The sequence below is a fragment of the Listeria swaminathanii genome (genome assembly GCF_014229645.1).
GTDB lineage: Bacteria > Bacillota > Bacilli > Lactobacillales > Listeriaceae > Listeria > Listeria swaminathanii.
In genome coordinates, this window is sequence record NZ_JAATOD010000002.1 from 349755 (window position 1) to 374185 (window position 24431).

General features: G+C 38.4%; 26 protein-coding genes. 8 read left to right on the forward strand and 18 right to left on the reverse strand.

Annotated elements, in window-relative coordinates:
- Positions 1-6 precede the first annotated feature (6 nt).
- Genes HCX62_RS08925 through HCX62_RS08940 form a run of 4 tightly spaced genes read right to left on the reverse strand, consistent with a single transcriptional unit; the run spans position 7 to position 3384 of the window.
- A complete protein-coding gene (locus tag HCX62_RS08925) occupies positions 7-1101 on the reverse strand; it encodes a PTS fructose transporter subunit IIC (protein WP_185638849.1) in 1095 nt (364 codons plus the stop codon).
- A gap of 16 nt (positions 1102-1117) precedes the next feature.
- Positions 1118-1429 carry a PTS fructose transporter subunit IIB gene (locus HCX62_RS08930; protein ID WP_008948450.1) on the reverse strand — a complete coding sequence of 104 codons (312 nt, stop codon included), beginning with the start codon at positions 1427-1429 and terminating at the stop codon, positions 1118-1120.
- A 12-nt stretch (positions 1430-1441) separates the two neighbouring features.
- Positions 1442-1915, reverse strand: a complete 474-nt coding sequence (locus tag HCX62_RS08935) for a PTS sugar transporter subunit IIA (RefSeq protein WP_185638562.1) — start codon at positions 1913-1915, stop codon at positions 1442-1444.
- Positions 1916-1926: 11 nt separating this feature from the next.
- Positions 1927-3384, reverse strand: coding sequence for a BglG family transcription antiterminator (locus HCX62_RS08940; RefSeq protein WP_185638564.1), 1458 nt, complete (start codon positions 3382-3384; stop codon positions 1927-1929).
- 195 nt (positions 3385-3579) lie between these two features.
- Between HCX62_RS08940 and HCX62_RS08945 the strand changes: the two genes are divergently transcribed.
- Genes HCX62_RS08945 through HCX62_RS08955 form a run of 3 tightly spaced genes read left to right on the forward strand, consistent with a single transcriptional unit; the run spans position 3580 to position 6200 of the window.
- The gene (locus tag HCX62_RS08945; RefSeq protein ID WP_185638566.1) at positions 3580-4482 is read left to right on the forward strand and encodes an ABC transporter ATP-binding protein; all 903 of its coding nucleotides are present in this window, start codon (positions 3580-3582) and stop codon (positions 4480-4482) included.
- Complete coding sequence (locus HCX62_RS08950) at positions 4475-5710, forward strand: ABC transporter permease (RefSeq protein WP_185638568.1); 1236 nt, start codon at positions 4475-4477, stop codon at positions 5708-5710. The genes HCX62_RS08945 and HCX62_RS08950 overlap by 8 nt, the downstream gene beginning before the upstream one ends.
- Positions 5711-5726: 16 nt before the next feature.
- Complete coding sequence (locus tag HCX62_RS08955; protein WP_185638570.1) at positions 5727-6200, forward strand: GNAT family N-acetyltransferase; 474 nt, start codon at positions 5727-5729, stop codon at positions 6198-6200.
- Between the two features lie 588 nt (positions 6201-6788).
- Here HCX62_RS08955 and HCX62_RS08960 read toward each other — a convergent pair.
- On the reverse strand, positions 6789-7454 hold the full coding sequence (locus tag HCX62_RS08960) for a GntR family transcriptional regulator (protein ID WP_185638572.1): 666 nt from the start codon (positions 7452-7454) through the stop codon (positions 6789-6791).
- 213 nt (positions 7455-7667) lie between these two features.
- Here HCX62_RS08960 and HCX62_RS08965 point away from each other — a divergent pair, with 213 nt between their 5' ends.
- Complete coding sequence (locus tag HCX62_RS08965; RefSeq protein ID WP_185638574.1) at positions 7668-9410, forward strand: class I mannose-6-phosphate isomerase; 1743 nt, start codon at positions 7668-7670, stop codon at positions 9408-9410.
- A 42-nt stretch (positions 9411-9452) separates the two neighbouring features.
- Here HCX62_RS08965 and HCX62_RS08970 read toward each other — a convergent pair whose 3' ends face one another.
- From HCX62_RS08970 to HCX62_RS08985, 4 genes are all read right to left on the reverse strand, one after another.
- On the reverse strand, positions 9453-10187 hold the full coding sequence (locus HCX62_RS08970; protein ID WP_061398961.1) for a GntR family transcriptional regulator: 735 nt from the start codon (positions 10185-10187) through the stop codon (positions 9453-9455).
- Positions 10188-10320: 133 nt separating this feature from the next.
- Positions 10321-10866, reverse strand: a complete 546-nt coding sequence (locus tag HCX62_RS08975; RefSeq protein ID WP_185638576.1) for a hypothetical protein — start codon at positions 10864-10866, stop codon at positions 10321-10323.
- Between the two features lie 166 nt (positions 10867-11032).
- A complete protein-coding gene (locus tag HCX62_RS08980) occupies positions 11033-12049 on the reverse strand; it encodes a PTS sugar transporter subunit IIC (RefSeq protein ID WP_185638578.1) in 1017 nt (338 codons plus the stop codon).
- Between the two features lie 68 nt (positions 12050-12117).
- A complete protein-coding gene (locus HCX62_RS08985; protein ID WP_185638580.1) occupies positions 12118-12972 on the reverse strand; it encodes a LysR family transcriptional regulator in 855 nt (284 codons plus the stop codon).
- Positions 12973-13077: 105 nt separating this feature from the next.
- Here HCX62_RS08985 and HCX62_RS08990 point away from each other — a divergent pair, with 105 nt between their 5' ends.
- Together HCX62_RS08990 and HCX62_RS08995 are read left to right on the forward strand one after the other, a co-directional pair.
- Positions 13078-14085, forward strand: coding sequence for a YeiH family protein (locus tag HCX62_RS08990; RefSeq protein ID WP_185638582.1), 1008 nt, complete (start codon positions 13078-13080; stop codon positions 14083-14085).
- A gap of 55 nt (positions 14086-14140) precedes the next feature.
- Positions 14141-14782 (forward strand): DUF1361 domain-containing protein, encoded by a 642-nt coding sequence (locus HCX62_RS08995; RefSeq protein WP_185638584.1) that lies wholly within the window; start codon positions 14141-14143, stop codon positions 14780-14782.
- A 42-nt stretch (positions 14783-14824) separates the two neighbouring features.
- On the opposite strand, the gene HCX62_RS09000 is transcribed toward HCX62_RS08995, so the two are convergent.
- Positions 14825-15142 carry a nucleoside triphosphate pyrophosphohydrolase family protein gene (locus HCX62_RS09000; RefSeq protein WP_185392549.1) on the reverse strand — a complete coding sequence of 106 codons (318 nt, stop codon included), beginning with the start codon at positions 15140-15142 and terminating at the stop codon, positions 14825-14827.
- Positions 15143-15340: 198 nt separating this feature from the next.
- Here HCX62_RS09000 and HCX62_RS09005 point away from each other — a divergent pair, with 198 nt between their 5' ends.
- Positions 15341-15517 (forward strand): hypothetical protein, encoded by a 177-nt coding sequence (locus tag HCX62_RS09005; RefSeq protein WP_185638586.1) that lies wholly within the window; start codon positions 15341-15343, stop codon positions 15515-15517.
- A gap of 42 nt (positions 15518-15559) precedes the next feature.
- On the opposite strand, the gene HCX62_RS09010 is transcribed toward HCX62_RS09005, so the two are convergent.
- From HCX62_RS09010 to HCX62_RS09030, 5 genes are all read right to left on the reverse strand, one after another.
- Positions 15560-15859, reverse strand: a complete 300-nt coding sequence (locus HCX62_RS09010) for a nucleotide pyrophosphohydrolase (protein WP_185638851.1) — start codon at positions 15857-15859, stop codon at positions 15560-15562.
- Between the two features lie 104 nt (positions 15860-15963).
- Positions 15964-16290, reverse strand: coding sequence for a thioredoxin family protein (locus HCX62_RS09015; RefSeq protein WP_185638588.1), 327 nt, complete (start codon positions 16288-16290; stop codon positions 15964-15966).
- Complete coding sequence (locus tag HCX62_RS09020) at positions 16287-16724, reverse strand: flavodoxin (RefSeq protein ID WP_185638590.1); 438 nt, start codon at positions 16722-16724, stop codon at positions 16287-16289. Before HCX62_RS09020 ends, HCX62_RS09015 begins: the two co-directional genes overlap by 4 nt.
- Positions 16721-17770 (reverse strand): ribonucleotide-diphosphate reductase subunit beta, encoded by a 1050-nt coding sequence (locus HCX62_RS09025; protein WP_185638592.1) that lies wholly within the window; start codon positions 17768-17770, stop codon positions 16721-16723. Before HCX62_RS09025 ends, HCX62_RS09020 begins: the two co-directional genes overlap by 4 nt.
- A 55-nt stretch (positions 17771-17825) precedes the next feature.
- On the reverse strand, positions 17826-20120 hold the full coding sequence (locus tag HCX62_RS09030; protein WP_185501897.1) for a ribonucleoside-diphosphate reductase subunit alpha: 2295 nt from the start codon (positions 20118-20120) through the stop codon (positions 17826-17828).
- A 538-nt stretch (positions 20121-20658) separates the two neighbouring features.
- On the opposite strand from HCX62_RS09030, the gene HCX62_RS09035 reads away from it, so the two are divergent.
- Positions 20659-21000: a YxeA family protein gene (locus tag HCX62_RS09035; RefSeq protein WP_185638594.1), complete on the forward strand. Its 342-nt coding sequence runs from the start codon at positions 20659-20661 to the stop codon at positions 20998-21000.
- A gap of 54 nt (positions 21001-21054) precedes the next feature.
- On the opposite strand, the gene HCX62_RS09040 is transcribed toward HCX62_RS09035, so the two are convergent.
- The 3 genes from HCX62_RS09040 to HCX62_RS09050 all read right to left on the reverse strand — a co-directional run bounded on the left by HCX62_RS09040 (position 21055) and on the right by HCX62_RS09050 (position 24411).
- The gene (locus tag HCX62_RS09040) at positions 21055-22956 is read right to left on the reverse strand and encodes an alkyl/aryl-sulfatase (RefSeq protein WP_185638596.1); all 1902 of its coding nucleotides are present in this window, start codon (positions 22954-22956) and stop codon (positions 21055-21057) included.
- Positions 22957-23083: 127 nt separating this feature from the next.
- A complete protein-coding gene (locus HCX62_RS09045) occupies positions 23084-23269 on the reverse strand; it encodes a CsbD family protein (protein ID WP_008948472.1) in 186 nt (61 codons plus the stop codon).
- Between the two features lie 92 nt (positions 23270-23361).
- Entirely contained in the window at positions 23362-24411 is a 1050-nt protein-coding gene (locus HCX62_RS09050) for a Gfo/Idh/MocA family protein (RefSeq protein WP_185638598.1), read from the reverse strand.
- Positions 24412-24431 lie beyond the last annotated feature (20 nt).

Here is a 24431-nt window from a genome sequence, read left to right on the forward strand (position 1 = left end):
CTCGCCCTATGAAATTTTAATTCCAGACAAATCGACTTCCTCTTCTTCTTCCAAACCTTGATCTGCAATGAGTTCTTCTTCCTTGGTCGGCTCCCGTTTCAAGATAAGCAACATAGCTGCTGTGACACAAGTTCCTATCAGTAGCGCCAAGCAGAATAAAATTGGTTCGTTCATCGCTGGGACAATAAACATTCCGCCTGATGGAACTGGCGAACCAATCCCCCACGTCATACTAAGTCCTCCGCCAACCGCGGCCCCAAGTGTACAAGAAATAATAACGCGAATTGGATCCACTGCAGCAATCGGAATAACACCTTCTGTAATCATGCAAATCCCCATTGGAAAAGCGATTTTGATATTATCTTCTTCTGATTTTGTATATTTTTTCTTTTTAATCAGTTTGGAAACTACCCATGAAAGTGTAACTCCAAATGGCGGCACCATCGAGGCAAGTATTTTCACGGCTTCTGGTTCTTTAACACCTTCTAAAAGTAACCCATCGGCAAACAAGGAAGCGACTTTATTTACAGGTCCGCCAAAGTCAAATGCTGCCATCGCGCCAAGTATAGCCCCGAAAACAAATCGCATACTGCCTTGCATTCCTTGTAAGAAGCTTGTCATCGCCTCCGTTGCCCAAACAATTGGAACCCCAACAACGAAATACATCAAGAGCCCGATGACCAAACTACTAATAAGCGGAATAATCATCATCGGCATTAAACCTTGCGCCCATTTTGGCACTTTTACATATCTGACAAGAATAAGGATAAAATAACCAACTAAGTACCCGCCGAGCATCCCACCTAAGAAACCAGCACCGATGGAATTGGCGATGAGCCCCATGAGGAGCCCTGGCGCGATCCCGGGCCTGTCTGCTATCGAATAGGCAATCGCTCCGGCAATAACTGGCGCAAGCAAGCCCATACCGAGAACACCGAGCGAAACGAGCGCATCTGGAATAGAATACGGCGCTTTATAATTTTCAATAACCTGTCCACTTGTTAAATTTCCAATGGCAATAAGTAACCCCGAGGCAACAACTAACGGTAACATATACGAAATCGCTGTAAGTGCATGTTTTTTGATTTGCAGTTTTTTCATCATACCGGTTCACTCCCTAGTTATTTATTTCGTTGTCTATTTTATTTATAATTTGTTTTGGTGCTTTAATTGCTAAATCAGTTGGAATTTCAACCACACGTTTCCCTTTAAAACGGTCTTTTCCGCTGATTTTAATATCGGCTGCAATGATAACCACATCGGCATTTTTCACCTGCTCTGCTGAAAGTTCGTCTTCAATACCAATCGTGCCTTGCGTTTCAATATGGATGGTATGCCCAAGCGCGATTCCCGCTTTTGTTAGTTTTTCTTTGGCAATATACGTATGGGCAATGCCAGATGTACAAGCCGCGATTCCAATAATATTCATCCCAAACTCCTCCTAATCCTGATTTTTGGCTAACAATTTAATAAAATCTTCTTTTGTCTGTACGGTTTGAAATTGTCTGATCACCTCATCATCTGCGAGTAAAATCGCTACTTTTTGAAGTAACTTGATATGGGTTGTTGTTGCATCTGAATTTTTCACGGCGAAAAGGATAATAATATTAACTGGCTTATCATCAAGCGACTCCCATTCTACCGGCTTGCTCGTTCTTCCAACTGCAATCGATGTATTCGTTACGCTAGCTGATTTACCGTGCGGAATGGCAACACCTTCGCCGAGTCCTGTTTTCCCTTCCTCTTCGCGATACAATACATCTGCTATAAAAGTATCTCTATCTGATACAGCGCCAGTTTCCACAAGTAAGTCGGTTAATTCTTCAATCACTTCTAACTTTGTCGTTGCTACTAAGTCCAAATTGACAAGTGCCGGACTTATTACTTTGCTAATATCTAATTCTTGAATATCCATGGGTTCGCCTCCTATAAAGTTTCCATCATTTTTTTCACCATCATTTTATCTTTCTCTGTAAACATCGCACTGACGAGCAGCGACGGGATTTCTTTGTTACTTTCTGCGTTGATTGTTGTTAGAATAAAATCAATATTCTGATAGTCTTGTAAGCTATTTTTGAATTTAGTAGATGATAAAACGTCTACTATTTCAACATCTGGAAAAGCTTTTTGAACTTTTACTTTTAAAAGTTCGGACGTTCCAATCCCGCTTGAACACATAATAATAATTCGTTTGACAAGTGGGGATGCTTCAATGTGTTTGGCGAAATATATCGTGATATAGCCAACTTCATCATCAGATATCGTATTCAACTCAAAAGTTTTAGCAACATCGCGGGCGGTTTCTTTGATGATTTCAAACAGTTTGCCGTACTCTAATTTAATATCACTTAACAAGTTGTTTTTTATGTTAATTTGATGGTTCATTCGGTTGACCATTGGCTTCATATGGCTGAGTAGCTCGATCTTTAATTGCTTTTTATTAATCGGCATATTGATTTTAGCCGCCACTTGGTTAATGTAAAAATCAGTCATTTCCTCTACAATAGGTAAAACTTTGCTTGGAACTAGTTCGATTTCATGGTTAAAACGAGAAGAAATTAAGTACTGTAAAAAATGGAATATTTCGCGCTTCGGTAACTTCATTTTTAAATATTGTTCAATCGCCTCAATAGCTTCCACTGCAATCGTATGCAGCTTTTCATTCGTTACGAGATAATCGTCATCACTTTCGTTAAAGTCTTCCACCTCTCCTTGGCGAAAACGATTTATTAAAATATACAAATGCGAAAAGATGTTTATATCATATGGGTACGGAATGCTAATCATCAGCTTATTTTCAATAATTTCCATTTGCCTCACAATAAACTGAACATCGGCTTTATTGAGGTCGCTGTATTCCGTTTTCAAATCATCGTAGCTTGATAAATCTAGGTTATTAATCACTTCATTGATTGCTGTCCGAATATTTTCTTCCGTCCCAACAACGCGTATTTCTTTTTGCCTTTTCTCAAGAGCCAAATCATATTTCTCGATGGATTGATTTAAAAGGGTAAAATCATTTTTTATCGAATTATAGCCAACGTAATATCCTTCATATAATGTCGTTACGTTCAAATATTTAGGGGATTTAAATAATACTTGCAATAAGATTTTTTCGCGTCGTTCTGTTGGGGTATAGCCAAAAATGTCACCAGTTGTTTCTAACTTTGCTTGAATATACGCCTTATAATCTAGTTTAAAACCACGCCCCTTTTCAGAAATAATAAGATCTTTTCCTTCTGTCGTGGCATTGATGTTTTTAATCTTGCGGTAAATGGTTTTAGAGGAAACGTCTAGAATTTCAGCTAGTTGCTTGGCTGTCAAAAAATCGTTTTTCGTTAAGAACAAGTTAATTAATGCACGCTCCGTTTTGGTCAGAAGCATTTCATCACCTCCCTCTACGCTCTATTATACACAAATAAAAGAAAACGGTTACACCAAGTTATGTCCACTACACTAGACAATTTTTTGGCAAAGTTTGTGAAAAGCTAATTGCTGTAGCTCTTTACTTCTAGCAAGACAATCCCCCGATAAAACCGTATAATAAACACAGGGAAGATTTTAGAAAGGGGTGCTCATGTGACGCTTGAACTACATAATGTGACGAAGAATTTTGGAACTAAAGTCGCGGTTAATGATCTATCGTTTCGCGTAGAACCAGGAAAAATACTCGGATTAATCGGACAAAATGGCGCTGGTAAAACAACTACCTTTCGTCTTATTTTGCATTTTTTAGAAGCAACTTCTGGGAAAATTACGTGGGACGGCAAAGAAGTAAGTAAAATTGATCCAAATATTATCGGCTATTTGCCTGAAGAACGCGGTTTATACCCAAATGTCACCATTGAAGAACAGTTGATATTTTTCGCCGAATTAAAAGGGTATCCAAAACAAAAAATTAAAGCAGAAATAGACGACTGGCTAGAACGCGCCGAAATTGTCGGCAAAAAAACAGACTTAATCAAAACACTATCCAAAGGAAATCAGCAGAAAATCCAGCTGTTAAGTACGATTATTCATCAACCAAAACTAGTTATTTTAGATGAACCATTTAGCGGACTTGATCCTGTCAATGCAGAGATTTTGAAAAAATTTGTCTTTGATTTGCGTGCTTCTGGAGCGGCAATTATTTTCTCCAGCCATCGCATGGAAAATGTCGAGGAACTTTGCGATTCCCTTTTAATGCTCAAAAAAGGAAACGTGGTACTTCAAGGAACGACCGAATCAGTAAAATCGGTATTTGGACGCAAACGGATTTTGATTGAATCCAACCATACTGCTGCCGAACTCGCTGCTTTACCAGAAGTATTAAATGTAGAGACGCATCGTGATGGCGTCCTGCAACTGGAAATTGCCGAAGAAGCAGATGCGGAGAAAATTTTTGATTATGTGACAAAAGATGGTTTCATCCAAACGTTCAGCCTCCAAGCTCCAACGCTCGAAGAAATTTTCAAATGGAAAGCTGGTGAGTCCAATGAGTAAATTTTGGGTGATAACCAAGCAAGTTTACAAACGACGAGTGAAAACTAAATCATTTTTAATTTCGCTATTGTTCCCAGTTTTAATCGCGGCACTGATTGCTGGTATTCCAAAAATGGTGGACTATTTTGACTCTAGTAGTGATATTACAAAAATTGCGGTACTTTCTGACGATCCTGTTTTTGCTAAATCACTAGCCGCAGACAAAAATCATTTCGAAGTAAATACAACCATTAAAGACAAAAAAACCGCCCAGTCCGCTTTGAAAAAAGGTGATATCGACGGATTTGTCACGATTACGCAAGAAAATGATACTGTTGGCGCGATTTATACGACTCAGGAAACAGCCGGACAAGATGTTATTACTCGTTTAACTGAAGACCTGACAGCTACGAAAATCGCCGAAAAAGCAGCTGCATATAAAATCACCAATGAACAATTGCAGTCAATTACATCTCCTGTCTCTGTGACAAATGATTTAGAATCCAATAACCAGCTAACCAACCACGAAAAAGATGTCATGAGCGCAGCGGTACTTATTTTAACGCTCGTTATCTTCATCTTCGTTATGAGTTACGCAAACATTGTTGCCTCTGAAATCGCTACAGAAAAAGGCACACGAATTATGGAAGTCATTTTATCAAGCGTATCGGCGACGACACACTTATTTGCCAAACTAACAGCGATCATTTTTATGCTTCTGACGCAAATTGGGTTTTATGTCGTTTGTGGCGCGGTCGTTCTAATTGCTGGCCGTAACACAGAAATGGTCCAAAACGTCTTAGATCAAATTGCTGTTTTCCCAGCCTACTATCTTGTGCTAAATTTACTATTTGTTATTTTAGGTTTACTGTTATATATTTTACTCGCAGCAATGATTGGTTCGATGGTCCCAAATGTCGAAACCGTTGCCCAGTTTATTTATCCGATGACGATTCTAGCAATTATCGGCTACTGGGGATCGATTGCAGCAGCTAACGCACCGGACAATTTACTCGTTGTTATCGGCTCGTACATTCCGACCTTTTCACCGATGATGATGTTAGCGAGAATGGACTTATTATCCGTTTCGACTATCGGCATCTTTAGTTCACTTGCCATTCTCCTTGCGAGCGTGGTGGGCGCCTTTTTCCTTACCGTTCGCCTTTATCAAGGAAATGTCCTGCTATATAGCAACGACGGCTTATGGAAAACTTGGAAAACCTCCTTATCCTATGCAAAAAGAAAATAAAGAAAGTTGGTAAATTATGCAAATTAGACTATCTAAGCGCGAAGATGCTGCTTCTATGATTGAATTAGAACATTTAGTTTGGACTCCAGGAACAACGCCTGGCAATATCCATTTTGATAGTGAGGCAGATTTTTTACTTAAATCCCCTCCAGGGTCCAAAATAGTTGTCGCAACTGAGGATAAAGTAGTCGGGATTCTTGGCTACAAATCCCCTATCCCGCTTCTATCCAATAAACACGTAGTAGAAATTGATATTGCTGTACATCCAGACTTCCAGCGTGCTGGCGTTGGACAACTTTTAATGGACAAAATGAAAGAAGTTGCCCACGAAAAAGGCTATATTAAAATCGCCCTACGCGTTCTATCTATCAATAAAAAAGCAATTCGCTTTTATGAAAAAAATGGTTTTAAACAAGAAGGACTACTGGAAAAAGAATTCATTATTCAAGGCGAATATGTCGATGATATATTAATGGCTTATTTCCTCTGACAAAAGACCCGGCTTAATGTTCAAACTATGACTTTATAATCATTTTACGAATAAAGCGTTTACATTTATTTGAAACGGTTATATATATAGTACAACGAACAAATAAAAGGTGATGCGAATGACAAAAACTTGGTGTACAAGCTGATTTTTTTCTCAGCTTTGTCATATGCCGGCAAACGTCTGGTGAAGGATTTTAGTGTCAAGCAGCTACGGTTAGCTGACAGGAGGAAGGCGAGGAGTATAAGCCGCGTCAAGGACTTTACGCTAACTTAGTTGTAGGAAGACGGAATTTCGTTACGTCGCTCGTTTATCAATATTTTTATCCTCACTACATTGGTAAATAAGCGAATAAAGTATCGTATCATTCATGGCCACTATTTAAGCAAGTTACGGGCGCTCATTTATTCGTAAGTTTGAATATCTTGAGAAGTAAGTAGCAAGACAAATAATTCGCCTACTTGTTTGAAAATGCCTCACCGTTTTCCGATTGTTGTATGTTTATTCAGAAACATCCAGACATGGTCCGGCCCATCAGATGAGTGGCAAGACAAGCTCATCCGAAAAGAAAAACCCCGTGTGACGAAATCGTCATTCGGGGTTTTTTGATTCTGAAAACAAGATAGAGATATTTTTATCATAAAATCTTTGGATGACTAAGTGACATTTTTCAAATTCTTTTGCTTCTAGATGTGTCACTAATTCCTCTAAGGTCTCCGAAACATCCATTGTAAATGCTTCGAAAAATAGCTTTTCGTTCTTTTCTTTCATATTTTGCAGCGTCTGGCTCAGTATATCAATGTTTTTCTCCATAGCTGGCATTTCTGTATAGTGAATCATACAAGCATAAAAGTTTTTCACATGGCTAATAAAAACATTGGTGTCTTGTTCCGCAACAGCTAGTTTAATATAAACTAATTCTTTACGAAGACATGTAGCGCAAACTTCTGCGTCTTTTTCTTGTAGTTTTTGTACAGCATAATTTAGATGAAAAAAAGCTAACTTCAATCGTGATTTTTCGCGATGCTCGGCTTCACTGTTTACTGCAACAGAAAAACCAGTTTCTCCATTTTTTTTGCATAATATACCACTTTTATGTAAACAATGGAGCGCACCAAAAGCTACTCGTTTGCTGACCTGAAATCGTTTCATGATGTCTTCTATGTCCACTTTTTCGCCATTTTCCAAAGTGTTAGTCATAATCTCATTCTTGATTTCTCCGTAAATAGGATCTGCAACAAATCCACTTTTCTCCATAATTTGAACCTCTTTATTTTTTATTACTTTCACTGTTATATTTTACACGAAAAAACTCGATTTAGATATGCCTTTTCGCAAAAAAATGTGTACATTACGTTACAAAAGGAATTGTATTGTTATAACAAAAATAGACAATAGATTGTAATGACAAACGAGATACTCAATGTTATATTTATATTGTAATAACAATATAAACAAGGAGTGATTGTTTTGACCACGTATGATTTAGCACCGGAAGTAAAAATCCATCAGTTCGATGGTGCTTGGGCGGGTTACAAAGATATTGCTGCAGAATTACTAACTGCCATTCAAAAAAAGAATAAAAAACAAACGATTATCGCCATTGAATGTTATCCAGGAACAAGAAATGAAGAAATTGCTTCCGAACTACTTCCATTGTTACCTGTAGAAAAAGCGATTTTTGCAGATGATTTGGCGCTTAATAATGAGGAAGTAACAGCTATTATTAAAGCAAATTTAACAGATGACCGAGTGTTCGGTATTATGTCTCATTATGAAGTGAGTGACTTTTATCCGGCTGATACACTGGCAACAATTCAAGCAGAAATAGCTGAAATTCAAGGCTTAGTTGTTATTTATGGAACAGGAGCAACCGTTGTCGCGCCAAGTCCTGACATCCTTATTTATGCAGATTTAGCGCGGTGGGAAATTCAGTGCCGTTACCGCGGAGAAAATAAACCTAATTGGAAAGCGGACAATGCGAATGAAGATGCGCTTCGTAAATTTAAACGAGGCTACTTCTTTGAATGGCGCATGGCTGATCGCCAAAAGAAAAAACTCTATCAACAGGTAGATTTCTTACTTGATACAAATAAAAAAAATGAACCAAAAATGGTACGCGGTGAAGATTATCGAAATGGCTTAAAACAAGTTGCGAGAGCTCCTTTTAGAGTTGTTCCCTACTTTGATGCCAGTGTTTGGGGCGGTCAGTGGATGAAAAATAATTTTGGACTTGATCCAGCTGCCGACAATTACGGTTGGGCCTTTGACGGCGTTCCCGAAGAAAATAGTTTATATATGCGTTTTGATGATATTCGTATTGAAGTCCCTTCCACAAACGTAGTCAACCATTTTCCAAATGAATTACTTGGACCAAAAGTGCATAGCCGATTCGGCACGGAATTCCCGATTCGGTTCGACTATCTCGATACTGTTGGTGGAGGCAATTTGAGTCTACAAGTCCATCCTTTAGTAGAATATGCGCAAGACAAGTTTGGCATCCATTATACGCAAGACGAAAGTTATTATATTTTAGAAGCAGCTAGCGATTCCACTGTTTACCTTGGAACAAAAGAAGGCACAACAAAAGAAGCGATTATGGCCGATTTAGAAAAAGCCGCTGAAGGAAATTACCGTTTCCCTGATGAAAAATATATTAACGTCTTCCCTGTAAAAAAACACGACCATATTTTAATTCCAGCCGGTACGATTCATTGCGGCGGCCCAAGCACAGTCGTTTTAGAAATTAGCGCGACTCCTTATATTTTCACGTTTAAATTGTGGGACTGGGAACGAACGGGCCTCGACGGCACTCCACGCCCTGTTCACTTAGAGCACGGCCGGGAAAATCTCCAACTTGATCGTGACACCAAATGGGTAAAAGAAAACTTAATAAACCAATTTGAAACTTTGCATGAAGATAATACTTCAAAAGTAGAGCGCACTGGTTTGCATGAATTAGAATTTATCGAAACCCACCGCCACTGGTTTAAAGAAACAGTTACCGTCCACACAAATGACAGTGTGAATATGCTCAATTTGGTAGAAGGAACTAGTGCTGTTGTCGAAAGTAGCGATGACTCCTTCGCACCATTTGAAGTACATTACGGAGAAACATTTATCGTTCCTGCAATTGTCGGAACTTATCAAATTAGAAATACAAGCGACAACGAGAAAATAGCTGTTATTCAAGCATTTGTACGTAATTTATAGAAAAAAAGAAGCCTATCAATCTGGATGTTGATAGGCTTCCTTTTATTCAAAATCAATATAATATCGATAATGCCTTCCCACATAAAAGCATTCACTATACTCTCTAAAATCACTTTCTTTTTGTTTCGTCATTCGCACTCTTTTTAAAATTGGCTCCTGTTTATCAATCCCTAGAGCTTCCTGAACTTCACGATTTGGCAACATTGCTTCGATATATTCCTTCTCTTGATTAACGATAATGCCAAACCCTTTCAAATATTCATAAAAAGAACCATAATAATCTTCCGCTTTGAGCGAATAATCTTGGTTAAACGGTATCACACTGACAAAAAGAGCAAAAGCAAGATCTGCGGTTCCGCGCAAACGTTTAATTTGTAAGACTTTATCTCCAACCGTTAACCCCAACTGCATCGCAATTTTTTTATCCGCATTTATTACTTCAACTTCAGCATGCAATGTCACAGCCTTTTTCCCAAGCTCTTTCATTTCATTCGTAAAACTGCGCACTAACGTAAAATGCTCATCCTCTGGTTCCTCCCAGTCGCGTACAAAGGTTCCTTTCGCACGTTCTCTGTATAACAAATTTTCGCGAACGAGCTCATCTATTGCTTTTCGTACCGTAATTCTGCTGACATTGTATAAATCACATAAATCAAGCTCCGGTGGAATTTTATCCCCAGCTTGCCAAATTTCTGATTGAATTTTCCCGCGTAAGTCATCTGCTATTTGAGCGTAGAGTGGCGATGCGTCATTCATCTTATTTAACTTTCTAACCATTTTAAGTCTTCCCTCTCAAATTGTATTATTGTCATCACAATAAATCATAGCATATGCTTATCCAAAATACCATTATTGAAAGAAAGACTACCGACATCATCTTAAGTAAAAACCATTTGTTTTGCCTAGTTTTTTAAAGCTTTGTTAATAATAAACGCTTTGCTTGATATAGTTTCCCTGAGTCAAATACTAAATCTGAAACACAGCGATATACGCCATTTGAAACTGGTATAGAAAGCACTGAATTTTCAAATGCTAAACCACCTGTTAACCTTGTAATCGAGTTATCTTTTAAAGGCTCTAATAAAGCACCCGATTCAGTTGCATATAAAATGAGTAGTGTATTTGAAAATATCTCCACTTCGCCTAAAACTTCTTCATTCTGCCCTATTGAATCTATATATTTGTCATTATCCTTTAGCGCAATAAATGATTTTATGAAAGTAAAGTCGTCCTTATTATTACAATGAATACTGATACATGCACCACCCTCTGGATCCCAAGCAACCACATTTTTATCTGCTATTTTATAAATAAAATCTTCTTTGTTTGCTTCGATTAACTTTTCATAATCATCCGTCATAATACCATTCCATTTAGTTATAATTTCATAATCACCAAATAAAACTGGACCACCTTCCGTGCTGATATATCCAATTTGTTTGTATTCATTATCCACACTTGTTGTCCTCATTTCATCGTAAAATATAAATTTGTCATACATATTATACCATGCTATATATTAAAAAACGTAGTATATCCAAGTGTCACTTAGCATACTACGCTTTCATACATTATACGTTTATTCATTTACTTATGGAAACCAATTCAAAGTGCTACCTATTCTACTGCAACTCAATCGTTAAATCACCTGTTTTGAGGCGTTCCTTTTTAACAAGAATCGGTCTGACAATAAGTGCAATAACACCTGGCAAGACAACTGCTACCAAAATAAAAGCAGCAAGTGTGCTGAATCCGTAATTTGCTATTAAATAAAGTGGTGCAACAAAGGCGCATAAGCCAAGGCCAGCAACTTCACTCGCGGCTTGAATATGAAATACCATCACGCCAAGAGGTCCAGCAATTAATGTCGTCAGTAACGGCACTAACATCAAACTAGGCTTTCTAATAATATTAGGTGTTTGTAATTTCGGCGTACAGATAAGTTGCGCGAAAAATGCACCCCAGTTATTGTCCCGATAACTTAACACCGCAAAGGATACAAATTGCACCGAGCATCCAATCAATGCCGCAGCACTAGCTGTTGGATCAAGTTGAAGCGCAATCGCGAGCGCAGCAGATGAAGCCGGACTAAGTATCAGTAACCCAAACACAAAAGCAATAACCATCGATGAAATTAGCGGTGAACCACCAATTAATGAACTAATCCCAAGACTTACAGAAGCTAAAATCGGCGCCATAATCTTTGCAAATAAAATACCGCTAAGTCCGCCCGCTAAAAGTGATACGCCAGGAATTAAAATCATATCAAATTTCGTCTTCCCAGTGACCCTTTTCCCAGTCCAAACTGCCACAATAACGGCCAAAATAGCGCCCACCGGTTCTCCGCTAGTAATACCAACGCCACCACCAGCCAAAGTCACTACCGCCCCGCCGCCAATAACAGCAGATGCAGCCGCACTTATCGTCACAAGCGTATTCGCATGCAAGCACATCGCGATACCAACACCAATTCCTGGAATGAGCATCGTTTTACCAATCGCACCAACCGTTACAAGAAATGAAATTCCTGTCATCTGGCCAATCGTTTGCAACAGAAGCCCAATCCCAAGCGTTACAAGAACCGCATTCGCAATCCCCATAGAAGCCTTATAGGAACGATCTATAAAATATTCTTTCATTACTTCTCCCCTTCTAAAATGTATTCTTCCTCATTGTAATCACTCCCTTGTTAAAAAGCTAGTTTTATTTACTGGTTTTCCTTTAAAAAAGTTAAAAAGGTTTCGGCAATCCGATTTTCCAGTCTTTGCTTGTTTTTTAAGACCGAAAACTTCCGCATAAAACTACCCGCCTCATTAAAAACGCGTAATTTCCCTTCCGCTATTTCTGTTTTAACGACACATCGTGAGATCACCGTGTAGCCCATGCCCTCAAGCACCATTTGTTTGACCGCCATATTGCTCCAAGCAACGACTTTTTCAGCGACATTCCAACCGTTTGTACTTAATACATGATCCAGGTATTCTCGTGTACCAGATCCTTCTTCTCGCGCAATCCACGTTGCCCCTTGCTCAATTTCCACAAGTGAACCATCTGCCCGACCAACAATACACATTTCGTCATCCGCAAAAGCACTTATCTCCAAATCTTTCTTACTCACTTGCCCTTCAATAAGGCCTGTATCCACTTGAAGTAGCTCGACTTTATCAGCGATTTTCGCCGTATTTTCGATGATGAGTTCGATCGTAATATCTGGATAAAGCTCATGAAACTTTGCAATCATCGCCGGCAAATAATATTCTCCTATCGTAAAACTCGCACCAATCCGCAGCCGCCCTTTTAAATGATGGTGATACAAACTAATTTCATCTTCTACTTGTTTATATAGTCCTTCCAATTGCTTGGCGCGGTGGTATAGTATTTCTCCCGTAGCTGTTAAAATAAACTTTTTCGCTTGCCGGTATATCAGCTCCGTCTCATAAGTTTCTTCTAATTTCTTTAATTGCAACGATACAGCTGGTTGGGAAATGTGCAATTCTTCAGCCGCCTTTGTAAAACTTTGCAATTCTACAACACGGATATACGTTCTTAATGCCTCATCCATTTGAGCACCTCCATAAAAATAACTTATCAATAATATAATTAATATAAATTTTACTAATAAAATTGAAAATGGTAAAGTAAAAGCATAGAAGAAAGGGGGATGAATATGAGTCAAATTTTATTTAAAACGAAGACTTTTTGGTATGGTATTGCGCTGACGTTCTGCATCGCTACCCTATCTTATTTTTTGGCAAAACTACCATTTTTAATGATTCTCGGACAGCTTGTTACAGCAATTTTACTTGGAATTATCATTCGTGCCCTTTTTCCAGTTCCGGATAAATGGTTTACTGGCATTCAATTTTCGAACAAAGTGATTCTTCGTGCCGGGATTATTTTACTTGGTTTTCGGCTAAATTTAGTCGATATTTATAATGCTGGGTGGCGCGTATTCTTGATTGCGGCCTTATGTCTTAGTTTCGGCATTGCAGTCGTTTACTTTTTGGCGAAACTTTTTGGTGTAGATAAAAAGCTGGCGATTCTAGTCGCTTGTGGCACAGGGATTTGCGGGGCGGCGGCGGTCGTGGCAATTTCACCACAGGTAAAGGCTGATAACAACCAAACTGCGGTCGCTGCTACGATTATCGCGCTACTTGGAACTATTTTCACGATTATTTATACGCTAATTTATCCAATTTTGCCGCTTGGACCAGATGGTTACGGTATTTTTGCGGGGGCTACGCTTCATGAAATTGCGCACGTTATTGCTGCCGCGGATCCAGGTGGAACTGCAGCTGTCGATATGGCGGTCATCGTTAAATTAACTCGCGTGGCGCTACTTGTTCCTGTCTGCTTTGTTGTTGCAAAAATGGTGAACGCTGGAACAAATAACCGCTTTTCATGGGCCGAACTTCCTGTACCTTGGTTTATTTTCGGCTTCCTAGCTACAAGTGCTATCAATAGTTTTGGTATCATTCCAACATCTATCACCAATTTCCTCGTTGTCTGTGCTTATTTCCTTATTGCTATGTCAATGGGCGGACTTGGATTAAATGTCCACTTACCATCTTTTGGAAAAATGGGCGGGAAACCTTTTGTGGCGGCGTTTATTGGTTCGGTCTTGCTTTCTGCTTTTGGCTTAGCTTTAGTACTTTTGTTTCATTTAGCAGGTTAAGTTATCCTCGGCAACTCAAATTGTGATACAATAGCAAGCACGAGGTGACTATTACATGACGAAAGCAATTTGGACTTGCCGAGCTTTTTTACTCGGATATTTTCTTGTTTTACATTTTACCGCAGACACGTATACTTTTTTAATTTTAAATGTTGGGCTTGCTTATATACCTTTCGAAATAGCTGTATTCCTCACAAAGAAACCTCGTGTATGGTGGATTTTTTGGCCACTCGGCATTGTTTGGTTAGTATTTTTCCCAAATGCGCCTTATCTACTCACTGACTTGCTACATTTACAGCGCTTAGAGATTTACGGAGCAGAAGGAATACTTTCGACATCGCCTTGGTTATGGCGCCACTTCACTTATATTATCGTTGGCGTATTCTTTGGATTATTTATTGGCTTCTGGTCCTTTGCAAAAATGCTCGCTGAAATAAGAAGACGCTTTAATTGGACTAGCTGGTTAAGTTATCAACTACTAGCCATTGGTTTAATCTTATTATCAAGCTATGCCATTTATATTGGCAGATTTTCACGCCTGCATTCGATTCATTTACTAACACAACCAATCGATTCTATCCAAATCATGTTTAGTGTTTTTCACTGGCCATTCTGGAACTTTGTGTTCTACTTCTCGATTATTCAATATGTCATTTATACGCTATTTAGCAGGTTTTCTAGCTCACTAAAAAACTAAAAACGTTTGTATTTAAGAAAGTTCTTAAATACAAACGTTTTTTTAATCGATATGGAGTTTGCTTCGTTCCGCCGAAAAGCCTTGCGGATAGCGGCGTTTTAATTTTTCGATATTTAATTCGGCAACGGTTTCCATGCTTATGTCCGCCCATTTAGCAATTTGCGATACGTACCAAAGAACATCTCCTAATTCTTTCGTCAACGCATCTTTATCTAAATCGTGTCCATGAAAAGCATATTTCTTAATCAAATCAGCAACTTCACCGGCTTCTCCAGCTATTCCAAGTCCGTAATTCGTTAATGCCTGTTCGTGTGTTGCTGCAGTTCTATTTGCTAAAACTTGATACTCTTTAAAATCCATGTGTTGTCCTCCTTGCCTCTCTCACTTTCTTACTATAACAGATAATTTTTTTCCTTTGCAGTCTTGACTATTTCGGAATTATGCGAACTGATGCTCTATCAATGCCTTTCATCTTTAAAAAAATTTTCTCTTTAAAGGCTTATTTTTTTTAAGTTATTCCTTTATAATAGAGATAAGATTTCTGAAAGGAGCTTTTAAATGAAATTAGCTAGCTTAGTTGTACTTCTTGTTGGTTTGATTGGCTTTGGTTTTTCGTTTAGCATAACTGGACTTATCGGTTTCGGTGTTTGTATCATTTCGCTTATTTTTATTGTAGCAGGCATTTTCGCAATGATTCGTTCTAAAAAAAGTCGCAAACGATCTTATTCTTATTAAATAAAAAAGCTGCTTTATCCTTCATTGGTAAAGCAGCTTTTTCTATTCTTTCGGCCACGTTCGCGTACGATTTTCCGCTAACTTTAAGCGAACAAGTTCCTCACCATCTGCCCCCATACTTTCAGCAATTTGAAGTGCATATATCATGACATCCGCTACTTCTTTTAAAATTGCTTCCCGGTTTTCTTTTAACGCTATTTCATCCGTTTTCCACTGAAAGCATTCAAGTAGTTCAGACGCCTCAAGCGATAGCGAAATTGCCAAATCTTTCGGGTGATTATATTGATCTAACCAATCGCGTTCTTTTAGAAAAGCAGTAATTTCAGCTTGTAATTGTTTCACCATTTTCGCTCCTTTAGAAGATTTTTTGTGAAATATATCGCAAACACCTTTATAAAAAATGAGCACTAAGCCGCCTAATATTAGGAAACTTACTGCTCATTCAATTATGCGTTTAAAGAAATTGCTTCTTCAATTTTGTTTGGTGGGATAAATCCGTTTAAACGGTGGATTTCTTCGCCGCCTTTGTAAAGTACAAGTGTTGGTGTTTGTTGTACATCACGGTCAAAAAAGAAGTTTTCGCCCATTTCTTCTAATTTTACTTTTAATACTTTTACTTTGCTTGCGTTTTCAGAGTTTTTGAATTCAGCAAAAGAAAGGTCAAGCATTTTGCAATTAGGACAATTGTCTTTCCAATAATCTACATATACTAATTCTTCCCCATTAATATGAGCTGCGAATTCTTCAGCTGTTTTAATTTCAATACTTGTCATTTGATTCCACTCCTTAATGCTAAAATTTTCTTGACCCAATTGTCTATGTCAGCCGCATCTTGTTCTGTGTGCGGCATTTGTTCTATTTTTAAGGTTGGGTAGCTTGTTCCGAAATAGGTTACCATTCGGTCGACAGCTCCGCAATAAAAATCCATACCCCATTGTGTTTCCCCAGTGCCAAAAATGGCTACGTTCTTGGGCTTTACGGCTAGTTCCGCGATAAAATCTTTCATATCTGGCGGTGTTCTTCCGTAGTCGACTGTCCATGCCCCCAACACGTACAAGTCAAAATCCTCATCAAGCGGATACGCGGCGGAAGGAGATACGCGAAAGGACACAACTTCATGCCCTTCGCTTTGTAATCTCGCTTCAATTTCATCAGCCACCATTTTCGTATTCCCACTTAGAGAATCAAAGGCTAACAAAATTCTCATAAATCGTCGAATCCGTTATCCATATTCGTTTTTTTATAGCTTGAATTGCGCATTTCGAAAAAGTCGGTTTTTGTTTCTGTAAAGTTATCTGCATAGGCTTTAATCCACGTCATCGTGTTGTCGCTATGTCCTGGATAAAGTTCTGGAATACCAAGCATTCCTAGCATTTTGTTGGCACGATATTTCACGTAATCAACCATTTCTTCTACATCAATGCCTTCAATGCCTTGTAAAACTTCTTCGGACCATTCTGTTTCAAGTTCAACAGCGTGGCGGAAAGCTTCATGTGTGTATGCTACTAACTCATCTGTTTGTAATTCTGGGTTTTCCCCAAGGATAGCCCGGATTACTTCTGAAATAAATTTCGAGTGAGCTAATTCATCACGATTGATAAAGCTAATGATTTTCCCAGTTCCTGTCATTTTATTTTGACGAACAAGGTTGTAGAAGTAAGCAAAGCCACTGTAGAAATTAATTCCTTCTAAAATAGAAGATTGAATTAACGCTTTGACAAGTGTTTCACCTGTTTTATTATTCATGAAATCATCATACGCTTCCATGATTGGCTCGTTACGTTTAATGATTGTCGGATGTGTTCTTGCAAGTTCAAATACGCGATTTTGTTCTTGTAAGTTGGTGATAGAAGCAAGTACATAAGAGTAACTTTCATTATGGATTACTTCTTGTTGCCCGATAATCGCTGCATTCGCATGAACTGCTGGATCGGTAATGTATTCCGCAATATTGTAAATGAAACGTGTTTGCGGAGAATCAAGTGTTGCTAGTAAGCCAATGATGGCATCAAAAGCATATTTTTCTTCTTCCGAAAGATTCGGATATTGTTTAGCATCACTTTTCATGTCTACTTCATCTGGAATCCAGTAGTTAGTAGAAAGTTCTTTATAAGCACGGTAGAAAGATGGATACGGGATATCATTCCAATTCAAAATCCCGCTAGTTTCTCCGTTTATGATTGAAGTAGAACGATTAGGAAATAAAGGTTCTAAAATTTTAATGCGTGTAAGTTGTTCTTTTTGGTTAGCCATCTAGGCAAGCCCTCCCTTTCATTTTTGCGTTATCCATAAAGTGTTTAGAGATTTATCAGCTTGAGCACCATTCGCACTCTTCTACGTCGATATCGTTTGAACGGACATAGTAAGTTGTTTTTAATCCTTCATTCCAAGCAGTCATGTGTAGTTCAAGTAATTTACTTGCTTTGATGCCACTTGGTACGTAGAAGTTAAAGCTTAGCGATTGATCCACGTGACGTTGACGGCGACCATTTTGACGAACACTTGCGAATTGGTCTACTTTGTAAGCACCTTTTTCGTAGTATGGATATGTGCTTAAGTTTAAGTCTGGTGCGATTACTGGACGGCGGTAATCTTTTTTCTCTTCATAGTAGAACGCACTGTAAATTGGGTCGATGGAAGCAGTGGAGCCAGCAATTTGTGCCGTACTCATATTTGGCGCTACAGCTACAAGGTACGCATTACGTAAGCCTTTTTCTGCTACTTCTTTCGCTAATTCTTGCCATTCAGCTGAATTATAGTTACGACGTGCGAAATATTCTCCAGTGTTCCAATCGCTTCCTTTGAAGACTTTGTAAGCACCTTTTTCTTGAGCTAGTTTGTTACTAGCTCGAATTGCTAAATAGTTGATTTGTTCATATAATTCATCGGCATATTTCTCAGCTTCTTCTGAGTCCCAAGCGATATTTTTAAGAGCAAGCAGGTGATGCCAACCGAATGTTCCAAGTCCGATAGAACGGTATTTTTGGTTTGTAATCGTTGCTTGTGGTACTGGTAGTTCGTTTAAGTCGATAACGTTATCAAGCATACGTACCTCGACTTCGATTAAACGTTCTAACGTGCCTTCTTCTTCCGCCACAACTGCACGGCCTAAGTTAACAGAAGATAAGTTACATACAACAAAATCTCCCGCTTGTTTTGTAATAACGATTTGATCACCAGAAATAATTTCTTGAATCATTTTTGTTGGGCTCATATTTTGCATAATTTCTGTACATAAGTTACTAGAATAAACCATGCCTTCGTGTTTGTTAGGGTTCATTCTGTTTACTTCATCGCGGTAGAACATGAATGGGTTACCTGTTTCAAGTTGACTTACCATCACACGTTTCATAATATCAATTGCTTTAACGATTTTTTTGCTGATTGTTTCGTCAGCTACTAATTCGTCATATTTTTCGCGGAAAGTACCTTCACCTTTTGTTTCATCGTAGAAATCTTGTAAGTACCAGCCTTTTTTCGCTTTTACTTCATGTGGATCGAATAAATACCACTCGCCACGACGTTCTACAGCTTCCATGAAAATATCAGGAATACAAACGGCAGTAAATACATCATGTGCGCGTAGACGTTGGTCACCATTGTTTAAACGTAAATCAAGGAAAGATTCGATATCTTTATGGAAAACGTCTAGATAAACAGCAATCGCACCTTTACGTTGGCCTAATTGGTCCACGCTCACTGCTGTATTGTTTAATTGTTTGATCCAAGGAATAACGCCGCCACTTGCACCTTTTACGCCGCGGATAGCAGCTCCTGTTGAACGAACATAACCAAGATATGCACCAACACCACCACCGTGCTTAGAAACTCTAGCAACGTCTGTATTGCTGTCATAAATACCTTGCAAGCTATCATCTACTGTATCAATGAAACAACTAGATAACTGTCCGCCAACTTTTCCAGCATTTGCGAGCGTTGGAGTTGCAACAGTCATATATAGATTACTTAAAGCCCAGTAAGCTTCTTCTACTAATTTCATACGTTTTTCTTTTGGTTCATTTTGCATTAAATAAAGTGCGATAGTTAACCAACGTTCTTGTGGCAACTCATACACATTACGTTCAGAGTCAGTTGCTAAATAACGAGTCGCAAGTAAATACAAACCGTTATAAGTAAATAATTTATCTTTTTCAGGGTCAATTAATTTCCCTGCTGCAATTAAATCTTCTTTAGAATAATTTTTTAAGATATTTCCGGAGTAAATACCACGTTCGCCTAAACTTTCTTGAAGTCCCACGTACGAACCATATTTATCATCGTCATTATAAAAACGATTTTTACTCGCTTTTTTATATAATTTATTTAAATAAAGGCGTGCCGCGAAATGTTCCCATTCAGGAATGTGAATATCTGTACGAGCTTCTGCTTCCCTAATTAAATAATCGACTAATTCGTCAGCCGCGTAATCTTCCTTCTTCTCTACAAAATTAAAAACCTTACGTTTGTAATCTTCTAAATCAAGTTTCGGAAATTCTTCATGGATTTTCTCTAAATATCCATCCAATCGGCTTTTGTCAAAAGGTAGCTTTCTGTTTCCCCCGTCTTTTACTATGTAAGTTGTCATTTGCAATCCCCATTTCATCCTTTTTTCCTCGTTGTAAAAATATCTGATTCATTTTGCGCTTTTCATTCGTCCGCTGAACTATTTGTGGTCGTTCCAAGGAGCAAAAAAATTAACTTTTAAAGGAGCAAATTCCCCTCAATAAAAGTTAAAAGGCGATGAAGCAATATTTCGCTTTCGATACTATATATAGTATAACTTTTTTTATGTGAATGCAAGATATAGTGCTTTGATTTTATTACCAAAAACCCCAAAACAATGATTACAACAAGGTTCCCGGCAAATAAAAAAATTTTTTCCGACAATTGTGTGTTTTCGAGCATATTTTCAGTACTAAAATGCTACTACTTGTAGTGGCTATTTTTTTCATAGATTCTATATTTAGTAGTTAAAAAATGTGCTTTTTCTAACTTCACAATCTTTTATGATTTCATTTCGTCACCTTTCTGACAAAATTGTAAGATTAACGATTGATTTTGTTAGTTAACAAAAGGGAAAAACTTGTCTTTTCGTTGTAAACTTAATGTAATAAAACAAATGACGAGAGGATGAAGGAGAAATGTTCACTAAAAAAAGAGGTTTAATGTTATTAGCTGCCATTCTTCTAACTGTTTGTGCGATTTGGGAATATGCGATGCCAACCGATGCCGCAGTAAAATCCTACTACCTTAAAGTAGAAGCTACTGGAAAACCTGTTCAAAAAAATCAATTCAAAGGTTTCAAATATAATGCAAAAGTATATGATGATAAAGGAAAACAAAAACAACTTACTTTTTACTCAGAAAAAGAGTTAACAAAAAACGACCAATTTAAAGTACTCATCGGTGAAAATAAAATGGTCGTTAATTATAAAAAAATCAAAAACGTTCCAGATACAATGAAATATTTAGCAGAACAATAAAAAACGCTTTGTTATAGCCTTATCAAAAGGCTAAACAAAGCGTTTTATTTTTTATTAAGGTGTAACAATGTTGAAGACTGGGTTAAACTCATCTAGCAACGAAGCAAACTCAGCAAATTTCTTCGCATCGCCTTCTAGTTTTACGGATTTGTCAGCGAAGGCTTCTTCAAAACTTTTCACCCCACCGAAAATATGATTAAAGGTATCGCGAGTTGTTGTTAACGTTAAGTCCGCTTTGTCGTCTGCCTCACTATCACGATAAATCAATACCGAATTGTTTACAAGCAAGTGATAATTTTCATCCACATCTGTCAGCTTCCAATTCATTGAAATCCGTTTATCAATCGAACGTTCACCATTTAAACGAATACCCATATAATCTAAAATCAAGTTAAATGGCATACCCTCAACGATATCAAGTGTAACACCAGAAATAACTTCCTCTGGTACAGAATTTCTTAGTTCATCCGCGCCAGCTAAGAAAACATTACGCCATGGTCCAGACTCAGATTGATAGCCAAGTTGTTCCAGCGCGTCAGCAAGTAGTGCTCTCGCTTCACCATTTTCTCCGTCTGCGAAGACCGCGTGTTTGACTACTTCTGCCACCCAGCGATACTCACCCGCTTCATAAGATACGCGCGCTTTTTTCACTACTTCATCAACGCCGCCCATGAATTCCACATATTTTTTCGCGACATCTTCTGGAGGTAGTGGATAAAGATCGGCCGGATTACCGTCATACCACCCAAGATAAAATTGATAAATTGCTTTAACATCATGGTTAAGCGTACCGTAATAACCACGCAAATACCATTTTTCTTCCAGTGCAGGAGGGAATTTCACAGCTTCTGCTACTTCAATCGCCGTTAATCCTTTATTAATAAAATGAAGCGTTTGGTCATGCATGTATTTATACGCATCACGTTGGTGGATCAGCATATCATTGATTTCTTCATTTCCCCATGTTGGCCAGTGATGTTGGCCGATACACACTTCATATTTGTCGCCAAATGCGCGAATCGCTTTATCAATATCTTTCCACCACTCGTAAGCATCACGAATTTGTGCGCCACGTAGCGTTAAAATATTATGCAAGTTATGCACGGCATCTTCCGCGATATTAAGAAGTTTAAATTGCGGGAAATACATCATATGTTCAGACGGAGCTTCTGTATTTGGTGCCATTAAAAATTCTACTTCAATCCCGTCAACAACACGTTTTTCATGGTCAAACGTAATTGTATCATTTGGAGCTAATAAAGACATATGCCCTTTAGAAGCCGTTTTCCCAAGACCAGCATCTACTTGACCTAATTCTCCGCGTGATAAACGACTACCGTACATATACTCCGCACGGCGAATCATTGCGTTTCCGGCGAAAATATTTTCACTAACCGCCGCTTCCATAAATCCTTCTGGTCCAATGAGCGCCACTTTTCCAGAGGCCACATCTTCTTTACTAATAAGTCCAGCAACACCACCGTAATGATCTGCATGGGAATGCGTATAAATAATCGCCTTAATTGGTTTTTTCGGACGATGCTCAAAATATAATTCAAGTGCTGCACGAGCTGTTTCAACTGACATCAATGTATCTGTAATGACTAGGCCAGTGTCGCCTTCCATAATAGTCGTATTCGACATATCAAAACCGCGTACTTGATAAACTCGGTCTGTTACTTTGAATAAGCCATTCGTCATATTAAGCTGAGCGATACGCCATAAACTTGGATTAACAGAATCAGGTGCTTCCCCTTCGATAAACTTGTAATCCTCTAGGTCCCAAACAGCGTGACCGTCTTCTGTATCCACTTTTACATGATCCCATGTCCCAATAAAGCCTTTCCTTGCATCATCAAAATCTTTCGTATTCTCAAAAGGTAACGCTTCTTTCACTTGGTTATTCACTTTCTTTGTAAACGTTGATGCTTCTTTTGGTAAGACTTTTTTTGTCATTATTGGTTTCCTCCTGCACGTTTATTTTCGCATACTTTCCTTCTATACCTCCATTACAATAATCAAAACCTTTTGCTATTATTAGACAAAAAAATAGGCTTACGAAATGCAAGCCTACCTTTTTAACTTATTCGGATAATTTCTTTTTAGCGTCTCCGGCTTTATCTTCTACTTCGCCTTTTGCTTTTTGTGCTTTGCCTTCTACTTGTTTGCCTTTATCATCTGTCGCTTTACCGAACTTGTCTTTTGCGTCACCTACTACTTTGTCTTTCAGTCCTTTTGCTTTGTCTTTCATACCTTTATCTTCGCTCATTTGTTTTGCCTCCTAATTAGAATATTTTTCTAATGAAGAATCGCGTCTCCATATTTGTGTTTTCCACATTATAGGAAGCTAAAACATCTTTTTTAAATAGAATGGATGGTTCGATTTGTCTCAGCCGCTTCAAATATGGCTTCAATCAATTTTAAAACTTGGTAAACTTGTTCGTTTTGAACGATGGGTTCACTATCGTTATTTAAAACATCCACGAAATTATTATAGAAAGAAGTAGCTAATTTAGCTGGTGCTGGAAGTGGTAAGGTATTAGTTGCCTCTTCGCTTGGTGGCGCCATTGTTTTGGTTAGTCCTTGGCCAGCTTTAATAGGTGTCGGTTCTGACGTTTTAGCAAGTGCGGTCGGTTTGACGATTTCGCCGCTCAAATCCCAGTCATGGATAATGCCGGTTCCTTCAGTTCCTTTGACATACCAACGAGGTAATTTGATAAAATTGGTTGTGCCTACTTCGATTTGGGCTGTGATGCCATTTTCAAAGGTAATGAACGTTACAAATCCATCATCGACCTCATCCCCGAGCGCGTAACTTAAATTAGCCGATACGGACTTCACGTTGCTGTCGACTAAGAATAACAATTGATCAAGCAAATGGACACCCCAATCGAGCACCATTCCACCACCGTGCGCTTTCAAATGGCGCCAATCTCCTGGAATACCATTTGCTCCGTGAACGCGCGATTCTAGGTGGAACATATCGCCAATTGTTTTTTGTTCGAACATTTCTTTAATAACGAGAAAATCTTCATCCCAACGTCTATTTTGATGGACCATAAAATGTTTATTTACTTTTTTCGCCACGTCCATAATCGCTAATAAATCTTCGCTTGTCATCGTAACTGGTTTTTCGCAAACGACATGTTTCCCTGCTTCGAGCGCTGTAATCGCTAGTTCTTTATGGCTATCATTTGGCGTTGCGATAAGGACAGCATCTACTTGTTCGTCAGCTAAAACTGCTTCAAAACTTTCGTAGATTTTCAAGCCTTTTTGAGCGGCCGCTGCACGTTTTTCTTCTAGAATGTCGAATACACCATGCACTTCTAAATTGGTAGCAGCCGATGCAAGTGTGACATGATAACTTCCCATTCCGCCGTAACCAACAATGACTAATTGATATTTTTTCATCCTAAGACACCCTTTCTTAT